Origin of the sequence: Schaalia suimastitidis DSM 15538 (assembly GCF_000429105.1) — a bacterium.
GTDB classification, from domain to species: domain Bacteria; phylum Actinomycetota; class Actinomycetes; order Actinomycetales; family Actinomycetaceae; genus Pauljensenia; species Pauljensenia suimastitidis.
Genome location: NZ_AUBF01000007.1, coordinates 116,766 through 132,775, shown reverse-complemented (window position 1 = coordinate 132,775; position 16,010 = coordinate 116,766). Strand labels below are relative to the sequence as shown.

Genomic DNA, 16,010 nt, shown 5'->3' with positions numbered 1-16,010 from the left:
GGCCACTGTTAGTCTGAGACGATGAACCACACCCTTAACGGACAAACGGTCCTAGAAGGCACCAATCTTCGTTTGCGCCCACTGCGCGCAAGTGATGCCGAAGCATTGATGACGACCTCTAACGATCCTCGGACCCAACAGTGGACAACGATTCCATCTGACTACACCCTTGAGATGGCACACGACTGGATCTCGAACGCCACATTGGTGTGGGCGCTGGCAGATCCGATAACGGATGCCTATCTTGGCTCTATTGACCTGCGACCCGCTGAGCACCAAATGGCCTCCGTTGGCTACGTGACAGCACCTTGGGCACGCGGTCGTGGTCTGCAAACTCAGGCGCTGCAAATGCTCATGGACTATGCCTTCGCCAATGGTATCCACCGTATTGAAGTCTGCGTTGCACTTGACAATGCGGCTTCACGCCACGTGGCCGAAGTTGCTGGCTGCACATTTGAAGGAGTCCGGCGTGCAGGACAATACTGCCGTGGCCAATGGAGCGACCTCGCAGTGTATTCGCGCCTGTCAACTGACTAGATGAAGCAACAACGTCGCCTCGCCCGTCACTCCTTCACAGAGCACGCCACTACTTCACAGACACTACTTGTCCGCCACGGATCACGGTTGTCGGCACACCCCATAGGCGCTCATCGCCACGCGGGTCTTCCTCGAAATGAACGATGTCTGCGACCGCACCATCCGCCAGTGCGTCTTGCCCCATCGTTAAACGTGCCTGCCATGTCGCAATGTCGAGGATACGTTCGGTAGCCACGCCGATAGCTGCCCATGCACGTAATTCATCGCCAAGAACACCGTGTTCTTGGTAGCCGCCAGAATCTGTACCCGGCAAAATCGGCACTCCGCTGTCAAAGAGTGCCTGGGCATGTTCCCTCCGCCGCATCCACATCGCACGCATCGTTGCCCCATATACAGGAAACTTCGTACCTGCTTGGTCAGCGAAAGAACCGAATAACTCAGTTTGCAGAAGCGTGGGCGTCACCATAATGCCGCGGGCCGCAGCCTCAGCCATCTGATCAGCGTCCATACCCGTACCATGCTCAATATCGTCTACCCCGGCCTCTAACAGATCGTCAACTGCACGATGCGAAAAGCAGTGGACAGCGACCCGCGCCCCCGCCTCGTGAGCAGCTGCGACGCCGTCGATCAGTGCCTGACGAGGCCACAGCGGGTCCAGATCAGCATCTGCTCCCCCAGCTCGATCAATCCAGTCGCCCACAATTTTCACCCAGCCGCCGCCACGGCGAGCTTCCTGAGCCATTGCCGTTGGCAAATCACCTGGTTCCACTTCACGCGGCAAACCCCGCAGGTAGCGTTTGGTTCGAGCAATATGTTGCCCACACCGAATCAGAGTCGGCAGATCTGCACGGCCTACGAGTTCAGAGTTATCCACCGGAGATCCACAGTCACGCACCGTGAGCACGCCCGTCGCAAGATCAGCTCGAATTTGGTCTTCACGTTCACGCTTGGCAACAGGGCCGTGGGGGCCGATGCCGACATGGCAGTGCACGTCAACAAAACCTGGCGTAAAGTAGCCACTCAAATCTGCTGGCGCCTCGGCTTCAGCGGGCCTGGCGTGACGAATAACACCACCAGCAACGATCCACGCACCGTGGGTCCACTGGGCCTTCGTGCCTGCTGTGGCACCCCATAGCGTCCAACCTTTGAGGAGCATCACAAACCCTGCAGCATACGTCGCACGTCGTCAGGAAGATCATCCAATGTCGGACGCGCTGCTGGCACATCTTGAGTTTGAGGCACCCCGAAAGCACTGCCAGCTGGTGCGCCACCACGTTGTTCCTTCGGCAGTAGTGCCTCAAGTTCTTGTTGGCGACGCTTAGCGGGGTTACCCGAACGCGCTTTCTTCTTGATGCGCGCACGCTCAGCCTGAGCTTTCTTCGCGTTAGCTTTTTGTTTCGCCTTTCCGCCCTGCCCAGGCATGGCACCCATCCCTGGCATACCGCCCATGGCGCCCATCTGCCCCATCATTGCTTTGGCCCCTTCAAAACGTTTGACCAGGGCATTGACGTCAGCGACAGTGGTTCCCGAACCGCGGGCGATACGTGCGCGGCGTGAGCCGTTGAGGATTGACACGTCACGACGTTCGGCCGGTGTCATGGAGCGCACAATCGCTTCTACACGGTCAATTTCGCGTTCATCAAAATTGGCCAATTGGTCTCGCATCTGCGCCATACCGGGAATCATTCCCAGCAGTTTTTTCATTGACCCAAGTTTGCGGACCTGCTGCAGTTGGGAAAGGAAATCTTCCAAGGTGAGTTCACCCGACATGGCTTTGGCAGCCATTTTTTCAGCTTCTTCAGCGTCGAGTTTCTTCTCGGCCTGTTCGATGAGCGTCATCACGTCGCCCATGTCAAGGATACGTCCCGCCATGCGGTCAGCATGGAAGCGTTCGAAGTCGTCGAGACCTTCACCTGTAGAGGCAAAAAGGATGGGGGCGCCTGTGACACCTCGAACCGATAGCGCTGCACCGCCTCGGGCATCGCCATCGAGCTTGGACAGGACCACGCCAGTGAAGCCCACACCGTCACGGAATGCCGTTGCTGTTGTCACAGCATCCTGGCCGATCATGGCGTCAAGGACGAACATGATTTCGTGAGGGTTGACGGCATTGCGAATGGCAATGGCCTGCTCCATCATTTCCTGGTCAACACCAAGGCGGCCTGCTGTGTCAACGATCACGACGTCAATGCCGGTGGTGATCGCATGGTCGAGGCCCGTGCGAGCAACGCGGACAGGGTCGCCAACACCATTACCTGGTTCTGGAGCCCACACCTCCACGCCTGCGCGTTGCCCAACAACTTGAAGCTGCGTGACAGCATTGGGGCGTTGGAGATCAGAGGCGACCAGAAGTACGCGTTGGCCTTCCTCGGTGAGCCATTTACCAAGTTTGCCTGCCAACGTGGTTTTACCGGCGCCTTGAAGGCCCGCCAACATAAAGACGGTGGGGCCACGCTGCGCAAAATGTAACTCCCGTGTCTGTCCGCCCAAGATCTCAACGAGTTCATCATGCACGATGCGAACGACCTGCTGGCCTGGGTTCAAGGCACGGGAACGCGCAGCTCCATAAGCTTTCTCGCGCACCTGGCTGGTGAACTGACGGACCACAGGTAGGGCAACGTCGGCGTCAATCAGCGCGCGACGTATCTGGCTGATCGTCTGATCGACGTCTTGTTCAGTCAGGACGCCACGTGAACGCAGTTGTTTGAAGGATTCACTCAGGCGATCAGAGAGGTTTCCGAACACGGGTGTTGTTCTCCTGTTGACTTTAGGGCAGCGCGAGGCGCTTGGACTGGCCTTTAGCCTATCGCGTTTAGGCGCCGACGATTGCTTCAACGAATGCGCGCGGATCGAAGGGCGCTAAATCGTCAACCCCTTCACCAAGACCCACGTATTTCACCGGCACACCCAATTCGCGTTGGACGGAAACAACGATGCCGCCCTTTGCTGAACCGTCAAGTTTCGTCAACACAATACCGGTGACGCCAGCAACTTCAGCAAAAACTTTTGCTTGGGTTAACCCATTTTGGCCGGTGGTGGCGTCAAGGACCAGCAGCACCTCTGACAGTGGTGCATGACGTTCCATCACACGACGCACCTTACCCAACTCATCCATCAGTCCGGCTTTATTTTGCAAACGCCCTGCGGTATCGACCATCACTACGTCAACTCCGCGATCAATACCAGCCTTCACGGTCTCAAATGCGACCGACGCAGGGTCGGCACCTTCCTTTTCTGATGCCACCACGTCAACGCCCACGCGGGCAGCCCATGTTGCCAACTGCTGAGAGGCTGCAGCTCGGAAGGTGTCAGCAGCACCAAGAAGTACCGTCTGGTTTTGGGCAACCAAGACCCTGGCAAGTTTACCCACTGTCGTCGTTTTGCCGGTGCCGTTAACACCCACGACAAGGATCGATGCGGGCACCGTCATTCCTTCCACGTCGCGCTTACCCAGATTCAAGGTGCGGTCCATCGTGGGGTCAACAAGTTTTTCCAGTTCTTCGGCAAGGATCTTGCGGGCTTGGCCAGCATCTGTTGTGGAGTGGATTTTGACGCGGGTACGTAGCGCGTCCATGAGTTCTTCTGTGGCTGCTAGCCCAAGGTCTGCAACCAGAAGGGTATCTTCGATTTCTTCCCAGTCTGTTGCTTTGAGTTCGCCCTTTGACAGTACCGACAGCAGTGCCTTGCCAATGGCACCCGAACGCGCTAAGCGACCGCGGAGGCGTTCCATACGCGATGGCACCGACTCGGGCGTTTCAACGGGCGCCGCAGCTGGTACCGTATCGCTCTGCTCGGCCTCGTTGTGTTCTGCGGCGTGGAGCGCGCCCGCGGCAGTATCTGCCTGGGTAATAGCGTCAGCGGGTAGGGCCGCAGTACTTCCAGTGCTTAATGTCTCAGCAGTACCTGGTCCTTCGGTGTCGCCGGCCTTTTCGTGTGTTGGGGTATCCGCCGGTAGGGCGTGGGTTTCACCATCTGCGGTGCCGGTGGCCGCCTCGCGTGACGAGGCGGAGCTTCCTAGCGCTGTTTGGTCGGGAAAGCTGTCGGCTTCTGGCTGCTGGGTACGCTTTGATCGGGTCGCCACGAGAACGCCACCGCCAACAAGTACCCCGAGCGCCATCGTAATAGCAACGGGAAGTGCACCATCACCGAGGAAGGTAATTAACTGATCCATACTGCGTATTATCTCCTACTTCGCTGTCTTGCCCCAGAAGCACTAGCGGTTGCGGGACGAGCGATAACGTTCTTCCAGCCGAGTAGCGACCCCTTCCACCTGGGTAAAACCAGGCAGACGCGAAGGATCAACGTAGGCGGAGCCTTCAACTGAACGGTCGTTCATCATTTCGGCAAATGACACGGTCCGCGTACGAATAGGTTCACTGTCAGTCTCCGTGCGTGCAGAGACGTCGTTGACAGCGTCGCGCGCCCGCACAGCCCATTGTTCAAGGGGACGGCGACGCAGCGCGTAGAACGCCAAGGCACCCGTCGCAAGGGCAAGGAAAAGGAAGGGGACGAACAGCATGAGGAGAGCAAAACCAGTCATAGTTCCATGCAAGCATCTTCGGGCAGGTTCGGCATCTCCAGACACGCGCGGTCACGTATTCGTGACCATGAGGTCACTCACCCTTGAGACAGACGTTGGGAGACCACGCGGGTCACACCTTCGCGCATTGTCACACCGTACAGGGCGTCTGCGATCTCCATCGTCCGCTTCTGGTGGGTGATGACAATGAGCTGACTGCTCTCCTGCAGTTTCTTAAATACTTCAAGGAGACGTGACAGGTTCACGTCGTCAAGGGCAGCTTCTACCTCATCCATGACGTAGAAGGGCGATGGGCGTGCGTGGAAGATTGCGACCAGGAAAGCCAACGCCGCCAGGGAGCGTTCACCACCAGACAGTAACGACAAACGTTTGACCTTTTTTCCAGCAGGTTTTGCTTCGATTTCAATGCCGGTAGTGAGCATATCCTCTGGTTCGGTCAGTACGAGGCGCCCAGTTCCTCCTGGGAAAAGGGTGGCGAATACGGTTTCAAATTGGGCGGAGGTATCTTCCCACGCTTTGGTGAATGCCTCTTCCACTAGACGATCAACATCGTCAACGATTCGCAACAGGTCCGCTTTGGATTTTTTCAGGTCATGGACCTGCGAGACCAGGAACTCGTGGCGTTTAGCCAAGGCTTCATGTTCTTCTAAAGCCAAGGGGTTGACCTTCCCTAGGCGCGCCAATTCTCTACCTGCACGTTCTAACGCTGCCTCTTGCTGAGCACGTACATACGGCACCATAGGTGGCTGGGTATCGCAGTCAGGGTCGTAGTCGATGAGGTTTTCGGGAGCTAACAGGTGTGGCCCGAACTCGGTAATGAGCGCGTCAGCTTCGAGGGAAAGTTCTTCAAGGGATCGCGCTTCAACCTGTTCGAGGCGCAACCGAAGCTCGGCGCGAGCAATTTCGTCGCGATGTGACGCTTCACGTAGCTCCGCCTCTTGGGTGGCAGCATCGTTGAGGGCTTGGCGGGCCGCAGCAAGGTCGTGGAGCCGTTGTGTGCGGTTCTGCGCGACCGTGTCACGTGCCTGCGTTGCCTTTTCCAATATGCGTACAGCAGCGTCGAGGGCTTTGCGTGTGCCGTCAACGACGCCCTGTGCCTGTTGGAAAGCTGCCTGGCGTTCGGCTTCGCGGCGTCGATAAGCGTCACGTTCTTCACGCGCACGCGCAGCCCCCTGGCGCAGGTGGCGTGCGCGGGCTTGCACTTGGCGTGAGCGTTCCTCAATGGCACGTAATTCTAGGCGGGCAGCTGTTTCGTTTTCGCGCGCAGCCCTTGCTGCTGCGGAAGCTTCGTCGGCTGTGGTTTGCGCTTGGGCAAGGTTTTCGGGTGGCGCCAGTTGCGTTGCCGCTTCGAGGCGTTCACGTGCTTCTTCCACACGCGCACGCGCCCATTCCACTTGCTGTTGTGCCCGCTGTTCCACGGTGGCGGCACGCTCTGCTTCAGCGGCCGCAGCCTGCGCTGCAGAGGTGAGGCGTGCGCGTTCCTGCGCAGCTTTAGCGCGCTCCGCGTCGTGAGCACGCAAAGCCTTAAGGGCGTCATTTGCTGCCCGAATTGCTTCATCAAGTTCGGCATTGGCATGACTCAGGCGCTGCGCTGCCTCCATTTGGCGTTGTTCAGCCGCCTGTGCCCCTGCGACAGCTTCGTCGTAGTGGGCATGCAAGGTCAGTGGCGAGCTCGTCACTGTGCCTTGCCCACTGGCACTGACACTGGTAAGGACTTCACCGCGTTGGGTCACCACGCGTGACACGTCAGTGCGAGCAAGGAGTTCGTCAGCTTGGTCAAGGTCAGCGCATATGACCGCGCCAGCAAGAAGTGTGTCGACAGCGCGCGCCACGACAGCTGCGCGGTCAACGCAATGGATCGCCCATGCGGCGCCGTGAGGTAAGGGGAGCAATTGGGACTGACCTGGCCCCGCCTCGGCAATGGTGGCGGCGTCGGTTGCGCCACCATGCGCAGATGTCGTGGCAACGCCTGCCGCACTGGCTTGGCTACCCTCGTCGCCAGGCATTTGACTACCTGCGGCCACCACCATACGGATACGGCCACTTTGTTCCTGTCTGCCTTGGCGCAGTTGATCAACAACAACACCGAAGTCATCCACCACCATCGCGTCGTCAAAAGGATGCAGGAGCGCTGAAATGGCATCCTCATAACCGGGTGTCACCTTCAGATATGACGGCAATTCCCGGTCGACACCACGCCGCCCTTTGAGTGCGGCGGTCGCATCGCTTGGGGTGAGTGATTGCGCCAGAGCGTCACGGCGAGACTCCCAGCTTGCCCGGTCGGCACGTGCCTCACGTTCAACGGCGAGGAGTTCATCAACTGCGGCGCGTGCAGCATCACGGCGCGCCTGGGCGTGTAGATGCGCCTGAGACACAGGCGTGTCATTATCTTCTGTTTCGTCATGCTCTGGCAGCGCTGCTGCAGCTTCTTGGGCGCGAGTGTGCGCATCGGCCACAACTTTGGCCGCACGCTGCGCTTCAGCACTGGCCGCCTCGAATCGGGACTGCGCGGAAGCAACGTCACCAGTGAGGCGCGCGACTTTCTCCCGATAGTCCGCCAAGGTGCGGTGTGACCGTGCGAGTTCTTTCGCTGCGGCCTCGTCACGCGCTTCCGCTTCTTCTTTCGTGCGAATTGCCGCCTGCAGCGCAGATTTGTGTGTTTCAACCTCAGCAAGTATCGCTGCGTCTTCGGTGCTGGCCGCTTGGGCACGCTGGTCAAGCTCTTCGGGTGTGTCGCCTGTTGGAGCATCCAGGGAGCGCGAGTGGAGGCTTACGCGTTCTTGCGCAGCCAGAAGGGTTGCTCCTAGCCGTTCATGGACTGCCATTGCGCGTTGCCACGCACTGGCAGCGTTTTCGACTGACGAGGCGGCGGCAAGTTCTTCTTCTTCAAGGCTTGCCAGGCGGCGCCGAAGGGTCGTCGTGTGTTCGTGTAGTGACGCTAAACGTGCCTGCATGGCCTGGTCGTCGTGCCCACGCGCGTTGAGGCGTTCACGTGCAGACACTATGTCGTCGGCAAGGAGACGCGCTTTCGCGTCACGTAGAGCAGCCTGTATCCGATGAGCACGTCTGGCAGCTTTTGCTTGCCTGGCCAAGGGGCCCAGTTGTCGGTGAATTTCGTTGGTGAGGTCAAGGACGCGCACAAGGTTGGCGTCCATGTCACCCAGTTTCTTTAATGCGCGCTCTTTTCGGCGTCGGTGTTTGAGGACACCTGCGGCTTCTTCAATGAAACCTCGTCGATCCTCAGGCGTTGCCGACAAGATTGCGTCAAGCTGACCTTGCCCAACGATCACGTGCATTTGCCTGCCCATGCCGGTGTCGGACAGCAACTCTTGGATGTCGAGGAGACGCGCAGGTGCACCATTGACGGAGTATTCAGAGCCGCCGCCTCGAAAAAGGGTGCGCGAAATCGTGACCTCTGAATATTCGATGGGCAGGGCCCCATCGGAATTGTCGATGGTGAGTTCCACTTGAGCACGGCCCAGGGCGGGGCGGCTGGATGTGCCAGCAAAGATCACATCAGCCATGTTGCCGCCGCGCAGCGTTTTGGCTCCCTGCTCCCCCATTACCCAGGCGAGGGCGTCAACGACGTTAGATTTACCGGATCCATTGGGGCCCACGACGCAGGTGATCCCCGGCTCCAACCGCATCACGGTTGTTCCTGCGAAGGACTTAAAGCCCCGCAGAGTCAAGGATTTCAGGTGCACAGGTCAAGAATAGTGCCCGCCGAAGGCGTATGGTGCTATCGGCGGGCACTTCGAGACATTAACGTTCAGTTATGGAAGACAAGTTCAGGGAACCACAGGGCAATCTCCCGGTCAGCGGAGGTGGACGAATCTGATCCGTGGACGATGTTATACACGGCAGAACCTCCCCAGTCACGACCGAGATCACCACGGATAGTACCGGGGGCAGCCAACGTGGGATTCGTAGCGCCCATCAGTGAACGCACTCCTTCGATGACACGGTCGCCTTCAACAACAGCGGCAACGATCGGGCCGGAGGTCATATAGTCCAGCAGGTCTTTAAAGAAGTGTTTTTCTTTGTGTTCGGTGTAATGCTCGGTCAGCAGTTCCACGGTAGCTTTTTTAATTTTGAGGCCTTTAAGGACGTACCCCTTGGCCTCGATACGTTTAAGGACCTCACCGGTAAGTCCCCGTTGATACCCGTCAGGTTTGACCAGAACGAGGGTGTGTTCCTTGTGTGGATCCAGCAGATCAGGTGTGGGCATCGTTGCCACCTTTCAGTAAATGTTGAATGACTCGTTCCCCAAGCATAGAGCCCATGCTTGGGGAACGAGAAGAGGAAGCCAACAGGGCATTAGGCGCTTAGTTCGCGCCCTTCAAGGTAGGCAACGACCGCCGCGAGGGCCTCTGCGGCCTGCCTGCCACTGGAGCGTACTTGTACGATGTCGCCATGACGTGCACCGATGGTCATAAGTTCCAGGACCGATGAAGCATCCGCGTCGTTGACGAAGGTTTCTGCGTCAAACTCGGCAGCAAGCCGAGCGAGCAACGCAGCCGGGCGGGCATGTAGTCCTTCCGGGTCGGCCACCGTTGCGTGACGAGACAAGGTCTCACTGTCCAACTGAACGGGGTCACCACTGTGAGGTACGGGCACGTCATTTGTCCACTCCCCTAGTGCGGGAGCCCACTGCGCGCCAGCTTCGCGGGCAGCTGCCACCACCTCGTCAAGCCCGTCACCGACCTGTGCGCGTACCGCCGCCGCAACAGCGCCTTCCACGAGCGGTGCGTCCACCAATGCGAGCAGTTCAGCTTCGTCAGCCATATCGACCACTGACTCTGCCGTCATGGTGGCACTGCCAAGGTCAGTAAGGATCAGCACACCCTTACCGGGCCCTTCAATGGCAGCAAGCGCCGTATCGACAGCCGATTCGATACGGTCATAGGAGGTTCCTAAACCGTCATCGTCACGACCCCCGGCAGCGCATATCGTCACATCTGGCGCCATTTGCCCGGCAAGCTCAGCCAGGCCTTGAGCGATCAGGGTGCTGTGGCTCACAAGAACCACAGCAACCTTTGGACTCATTGCTCCGCTGCGGCCTCAGCTGCCGCAGCCAGAATCAGCGCGGAGGAGACAGCACCTGGGTCGAGGTGGCCGATGGAGCGCGCACCCAGGTATGAGGCGCGTCCTTTCGTCGCTTGCATGGGTTCGGTGGCGAGGGAGCCTTCATGGGCGGCTGCTGCAGCTGCCTGCAGCACAGCAGTTGCGTCTGCACCTTCTGCTGCTGCTAACGAGGCAGCACGCGTTGCTGGTGCCCACGCGTCCACCATTGTTTTTTCGCCCTCTTCAGCTTTGCCGCGTGCCTGTATCCCTTCAAGGGCTGCGCCCACAATGGCAGCAACACCATTTGCGTCAAGCTCACTGGTAGTGGCTGCCTTAGCTGCGCGCAGGAAAGCGGTGCCATAGAGCGGCCCAGCTGCACCGCCCACGGTGGACATCAGTGTTTTCGCCACTGTTTTAAGTACGTCCTGCACGCTTGCAGCCTCGGCGCTTTCTAGGGCGGCGCGAACCTGTGTGAATCCCCGGTCAAGGTTTTCGCCGTGGTCGCCGTCACCGATCATGCGATCAAGATCGATAAGGCGTTCACGGTTGGCAGCAACCACTTCTTGGGTTTTCGCCATCCAGGTTGTTGCCCATGCGGCATCCAGTGCCATTGGTGTCCTCATTTCCACGCAGGTGTATTCACCGGCGCATCGAATAGTTCGAGTAGTTCATCGTCGACGCGCAGTAGTGTCACTGACACGCCAGGCATTTCAAGGCTGGTGACATAATTGCCCACCATTGAGCGCACAATGTCAACACCGTCGGCCGTGAGTAATTCGACCAGACGTCGATGGCAGATATACAGCTCGGATGAGGGCGTTCCTCCCATGCCGTTCACGAGTGTAATGACCTTCTGACCTGCTTCCACCTTGAGGTCATCGCGCACCTTGGTGTAGAGCTCTTCAATGAGGGCGTCGGCGCTTTCCATCTGTCCGCGGCGGTACCCTGGTTCACCGTGAATACCAATGCCGAGTTCGATTTCGTCCTCGGCAAGGTCGAAGCTTGGCTTACCTGCGTGAGGAACGGTGCATGGGCCAAGGGCAAGGCCCATCGAACGCATTTCGGCGTTGACTCGGGTAGCTATCGCGGCAACGCCCGCAAGGTCGTCGCCACGTTCAGCAGCAGCACCAGCGATTTTTTCAACGAAGATCGTACCGGCCACGCCTCGGCGGCCTGCAGTGTAGAGGGAGTCTTCTACTGCGACGTCGTCGTTGACAACGACCGTGGCCACCTCGATATCTTCCATTTCAGCCATTTCGGCTGCTGTTTCGAAGTTGAGGACGTCGCCGGTGTAGTTCTTGACAATATGAAGAACGCCTGCGCCGTGGTCGGCAGCTTTGGTGGCTTCCAAAATGGGGTCGGGTGTCGGTGAAGTGAAAACAGCGCCGGGTACGGCAGCGTCGAGCATACCCAAGCCAACATATCCTGCGTGGAGGGGTTCATGGCCGGAGCCTCCACCGGAGACGAGGCCAACTTTGCCTTCAGCCTTGGGGGTTTTGCGGGTGACGTAGTCGGGGTCGAGGTGTACGTCAACGAGGTCGGCGTGTGCGTGAGCAAAGCCTTCCAGTGTTTCTTTGACGACGGAGTGAACGTCGTTGACCAGCTTCTTCATGGTGCCTCCTTGCAGCAGGGTTCAGTGGTCGCAGCCCGAATGTCGAGCACAGAACCATGGTGCCATTGCTTTGCGCATTTCACCATGCGAAACGGCACAAATGACCACTGAACGTCTGTTCACCCCTTGCGAGCCTCAATGAGATCAATGACCGTTCCAGCTAAAACAACAGACCCAAAGACTACAATACCTGCGCTGTCTGTTGGGTCGGTAGTGGACTCTGCGACCGTGACAGCCTGGTCGATGGCTTCCACAAGGTCGGCGCGCGCGTCAACGCGATCCTCACCAAAGACGTCGCAGGCGATGGCGAAAAGCTCATCAAGCGTCATGGCACGGTCAGTGTCCATGGAGGTGACAACAAGATGGTCAAAGTGGGGTTCAACTTCTGCGAGGATACTTTCCACATCTTTGTCGGCCATGGCACTGAAGACACCAACGGTGCGGGCAAACCCAAAGGATTCATCCAAAGCGTCTGCCAGGGCGGCCGCACCTCCAGGGTTGTGTGCGGCGTCGACAACGATTGTTGGCGATGAACGAATGACGTGAAGCCTGCCAGGCGACGTCACCGACAGCATGGCGTCTTCAAGGAGTTTTCCGTCGAGTTTGCGTCCACCGAGGAAAGCTTCCGCTGCCGCGATGGCAGCAGCGGCATTGCGTGCCTGGTGGGCGCCAAATAGCGGCACGAAGACATCTTCGTAAGTCGCTGCGGGTGTTCGCAGTGTCATCATTTGGCCACCAACGCCAATGGTGCGATCCAGGACTTCAAAGTCAACACCCTCGTAGCGGACAATGGCGTCGACCTGCTGGGCGCGTGCACGCAAAATGTCAAGGACCGCCTCGTCTTGTTTTTCGATGACAACGATTTGGCCAGGTTTAATAATGCCCGCCTTTTCTTGGGCAATTGATTCGAGGTCACGCCCAAGCCATTTTTCGTGATCGCGAGAAATGGAAGTAATCACGGCAACGTCTGCGCCGATAACATTGGTGGCGTCCCATTTTCCGCCCATACCCACCTCGATCACAGCAGCGTCGACCGGATAGTCGGCGAATGCCGCCAGGGCCATTACGGCGAAGACTTCAAAGAAGGACAGCTGTGCCCCACTGGGGTCGGCAGCGGATTGTTGGTCCACCATGCTGATATAAGGAGCAACATCCTCCCAGGCGGCAATGAATGCTTGGTGTGAAATGGGTTCACCTTCGAGGCTGATACGTTCGCGCACATCAGAGAGGTGTGGCGAGGTAAAACGTCCAACCTTCATCCCAGCAGCACTGAGAATGGCGTCCACCATCCGTGCTGTAGATGTTTTGCCGTTTGTCCCTGTGATGTGAACGCTGGGGTAGGTGTGTTGGGGGTCACCAAGGATGTCGAGGACAGCTTCAACGCGGGCTATTGAGGGCTGAACTTTGTGTTCTGGGGCGCGGGCCACGATATTTCGGTAGATGTCGTTAACCTTCGCGACCAGGTCAGCATGTGTTGCTGCGTCGTTGAGGGCGTGCACGTGGAGTCGGTCGGCGGTGTCTTCCTCAATGTCTTCGCGCCATTCCTCCCCTTCGGGCAGTTCTCCGTCGAGCTCAGCAAGGAGGCTGGGGTCTGGGCCAAGCAGCATCGAGTTTTCCACCAGGGCACGCAGCGCGGCTGCTCTCAGGCTTTCGGCTTCCTCGTCGCTATTAATTGACGAGGTGGGGGCAGGCGTATCGTCGTCGTCTGCAGCAATAAGGTACGGCAGTAGGTCGGCAGGAACGGTGGGAGTTGCGGTCTCGTCAGTGTCCTGGGTTGCCTGTGCGTCGCGGGCTGGTTGATTGCCGAAGAACGCGGGGTGACTACCGGCGTCTGCCATGGGGTACCTCCATATGTGGGCTTGAGTGTCCCATTCTAGGCCCTAAGGAGTCGATTCAGATGCGCGCAGTTGCCACCATCCTTTGTGTTGGAGTGGTGGCAACTGCGCGTGACGTGACAACAAGTGCGTTGTTGCACTATGTGGGCGCCTGCTGCACGGTAGGTACGTTATTTGGTCAGGCGTCGTCCCAATAGTGCCGCAGCCCCAACTCCACCGACAAGGATCATGGCAGCAAAGGGAACATTGACCCCTGTTTTCGCGAGTTTGCCTGCACCCTGGGGGGCTTGTGTGGCTGTCGCCGTGACCTGGGGCGTGGTCGCAGGGGATGTTTTTTGTGCACCGTCACCCGGCTGCGTGGGGTTAGTCGCGCCCGGCGTTTGGGGTTCCTGAGGCTTCTCTGTTTGAGGGTCCTGTGGCTTTGGGTCAGCAGGGTTGGGATTTTGCGTTCCGGGGTCGGATGGATTTACGGGTGGAACCGGCGGTTGTCCGTTGTCTGCGACTGCATCAAAACGAAGTTTAGCGGTCGCAGTTGCCGTGACCACCTTATTTGTCTCAGCTCCAGTGCCTTCGACGCCCACCTTAAAGTCGATTGTTTGGGCAGCATTTGCTTTGAGAGTAAAACTGCAACTGGTGTCGGACGCGGTAGGTTCAAGTGTGAGTCGCTGTCCCTCGATAATGCCTGGGGTATCGAAGATCTTGCAAGCACCCCCTGAAAGTTGGATGCCTTCAGCGCCCCCACCGAAGCTACTGACGTGTACGCCAGAAAGCCGTTCTTTTCCAAAATTACTAATGGTCACAACGATTCTGTGCTCTTTCCCGGTTGCGAGAATATGTTGTGCGCCATCACTAAAGTTCGTTCCATCAGAACTGCCCAAACTCACAGATATAGATGCCAAGTCAGGAACACTTGGTGGTGTCACAGTATCGGCAAATGCAGCTATCGGTGCGGTTGCGACAAGAAATGTCGAAAGCACCCCTACGAGAGCAAGTTGTTTTACTCGATGTGTCATATTTGTACCTTTCACAGTGTGTTGGGGACTTATCGCGCGTGATGTCCTTAGGGGCGGTGTTGTGACGAAGCGTCACAGTGTTCCACCAAACGCATGGTGCGCGCAGTCGCCTGAGAATCGTTTCGGATCCTGCATAGCGACTGCGCGCGAGGGGCTGCGACCACTGTTTATTTAGTGGCGAGGCGCCGTCCTAGTAGGGCTGCACCACCAAGTCCAGCGATGAGCACTGTCGCAGCAAGAGGTGTATTCACACCCGTCTTGGCAAGTTTTCCGGCTCCTTGAGGAGCATTCGTCTTCGCTCCCTGGTTTCCCCCCTGCGGCGGTACCCCTGGTTGAGCGCCATTTTGGGTGACCTCGGGTTTCCTTGGCTGCGCAGGAGCGTCACCAGCGGGTGCCTGAGGCTTTGCCTGCGGATCCTGCATCTTTGGATCCAGGGGCTTTGGCTTCTCGGTCTTAGGATCTTGATCCTTGGGATCCTGAGGTTTCGGAGTGTCCTTCGGGTCCTGTGGCTTTGGAGTTTCGGTCTTTGGATCCTCAGGCTTCGGGGTATCCTTTGGGTCCTGAGGCGTGGGATCAGAAGGATTCACATCGGGCTTCTTGGGGTCCTCAGGTTGTGTATTCGGATCGGTCCCTGGATTAGTGTTTTCAGCAGCCTTAAAGTTCACGGTAGCAGAGGCTGTTCCCGTGGCCGGCGTATCTTTTTCGGAAACCATCCCCCCCGCAGCAACGGTGATGACCTTGACACCCGCTTCCTTTGCAGTCACATTGAAGCTGCAATTCGTATACGAGTTGTTCCGCTCTAACCTAATGCCGCTAGGCTTCGTAAGTGGATCTTCAAAGATGTCACAACGTTCAACACGCACTTCAAGTCCTTGCGCATTCAGACTATTTACAAGCACATTGTCAAGGTTGTCTTCTGAACTGTTGGTCAGTGTCACGACGATTCGGTATGGCTTTCCGACGGAAGCGTCGTGCTGCGTTCCATCACTAATGAGTGTGCCTTCATGCCCTAACGACATGGTGAGCTTCGGAACTGAGATGGACAGATCCTGTCCAGTATCAGCCATTGCAGCATGTGCAGGCAGTGTCGCTGCGAGTAGTGTGGCTGCGGCAGCAGTAAGGATGAATTGTGCGGGACGTGCCATACGTCGTTTCCCTCTCCAAGATGATTACTTTCTAACTGCATCACCACCCTACGACAACAATTACTTAACAACCAACCGCACGACGTGCAATTATTGCCACATTCACACCTCTTTTTGAACACACGTCGTCACAATAAGGTGCCATGCGCACGGACTAAAAGCGTAGGGGGTGGAGCTGAGTGCACACTCAACTCCACCCCATCTCAGCCCGCCATTGACCTCTAGGTCAGGTGCATAACAAAAAGTTCACAGGCCTCGTCAAAC

General features: G+C 57.8%; 13 protein-coding genes. 1 reads left to right on the top strand and 12 read right to left on the bottom strand.

The features are described 5' to 3' along the window. Window positions 1–21 precede the first annotated feature (21 nt). Window positions 22–537, top strand: a complete 516-nt coding sequence (locus G438_RS10485; RefSeq protein WP_051259238.1) for a GNAT family N-acetyltransferase — start codon at window positions 22–24, stop codon at window positions 535–537. Between the two features lie 49 nt (window positions 538–586). Here the strand turns inward: G438_RS10485 and G438_RS0103175 are convergent, their stop codons facing one another. The 12 genes from G438_RS0103175 to G438_RS0103120 form a co-directional block, all read right to left on the bottom strand. Next, window positions 587–1,693, bottom strand: a complete 1,107-nt coding sequence (locus G438_RS0103175) for an amidohydrolase family protein (protein WP_026460128.1) — start codon at window positions 1,691–1,693, stop codon at window positions 587–589. Beyond that, window positions 1,693–3,282, bottom strand: coding sequence for a signal recognition particle protein (gene ffh, locus G438_RS0103170; protein WP_026460127.1), 1,590 nt, complete (start codon window positions 3,280–3,282; stop codon window positions 1,693–1,695). The genes G438_RS0103175 and ffh overlap by 1 nt, the downstream gene beginning before the upstream one ends. A 67-nt stretch (window positions 3,283–3,349) precedes the next feature. Continuing rightward, a complete protein-coding gene (gene ftsY / locus G438_RS0103165; RefSeq protein WP_034284905.1) occupies window positions 3,350–4,708 on the bottom strand; it encodes a signal recognition particle-docking protein FtsY in 1,359 nt (452 codons plus the stop codon). Window positions 4,709–4,750: 42 nt separating this feature from the next. Next, window positions 4,751–5,077 carry a hypothetical protein gene (locus G438_RS0103160; RefSeq protein ID WP_026460125.1) on the bottom strand — a complete coding sequence of 109 codons (327 nt, stop codon included), beginning with the start codon at window positions 5,075–5,077 and terminating at the stop codon, window positions 4,751–4,753. Window positions 5,078–5,154: 77 nt separating this feature from the next. Then, entirely contained in the window at window positions 5,155–8,781 is a 3,627-nt protein-coding gene (locus G438_RS0103155) for a chromosome segregation SMC family protein (RefSeq protein ID WP_026460124.1), read from the bottom strand. Between the two features lie 65 nt (window positions 8,782–8,846). Next, window positions 8,847–9,305 (bottom strand): nucleoside-diphosphate kinase, encoded by a 459-nt coding sequence (gene ndk, locus G438_RS0103150; protein ID WP_026460123.1) that lies wholly within the window; start codon window positions 9,303–9,305, stop codon window positions 8,847–8,849. Window positions 9,306–9,394: 89 nt separating this feature from the next. Then, window positions 9,395–10,123, bottom strand: a complete 729-nt coding sequence (gene dhaM, locus G438_RS0103145; RefSeq protein WP_026460122.1) for a dihydroxyacetone kinase phosphoryl donor subunit DhaM — start codon at window positions 10,121–10,123, stop codon at window positions 9,395–9,397. Beyond that, window positions 10,120–10,752: a dihydroxyacetone kinase subunit DhaL gene (gene dhaL / locus G438_RS0103140; RefSeq protein WP_026460121.1), complete on the bottom strand. Its 633-nt coding sequence runs from the start codon at window positions 10,750–10,752 to the stop codon at window positions 10,120–10,122. The genes dhaM and dhaL overlap by 4 nt, the downstream gene beginning before the upstream one ends. Window positions 10,753–10,760: 8 nt before the next feature. Continuing rightward, complete coding sequence (gene dhaK / locus G438_RS0103135) at window positions 10,761–11,753, bottom strand: dihydroxyacetone kinase subunit DhaK (RefSeq protein ID WP_026460120.1); 993 nt, start codon at window positions 11,751–11,753, stop codon at window positions 10,761–10,763. A gap of 119 nt (window positions 11,754–11,872) precedes the next feature. Further along, complete coding sequence (locus G438_RS0103130) at window positions 11,873–13,591, bottom strand: bifunctional folylpolyglutamate synthase/dihydrofolate synthase (protein WP_026460119.1); 1,719 nt, start codon at window positions 13,589–13,591, stop codon at window positions 11,873–11,875. A gap of 167 nt (window positions 13,592–13,758) precedes the next feature. Further along, window positions 13,759–14,601 carry a hypothetical protein gene (locus G438_RS0103125; protein WP_026460118.1) on the bottom strand — a complete coding sequence of 281 codons (843 nt, stop codon included), beginning with the start codon at window positions 14,599–14,601 and terminating at the stop codon, window positions 13,759–13,761. Between the two features lie 167 nt (window positions 14,602–14,768). After that, window positions 14,769–15,746, bottom strand: a complete 978-nt coding sequence (locus G438_RS0103120; RefSeq protein ID WP_026460117.1) for a hypothetical protein — start codon at window positions 15,744–15,746, stop codon at window positions 14,769–14,771. Window positions 15,747–16,010 lie beyond the last annotated feature (264 nt).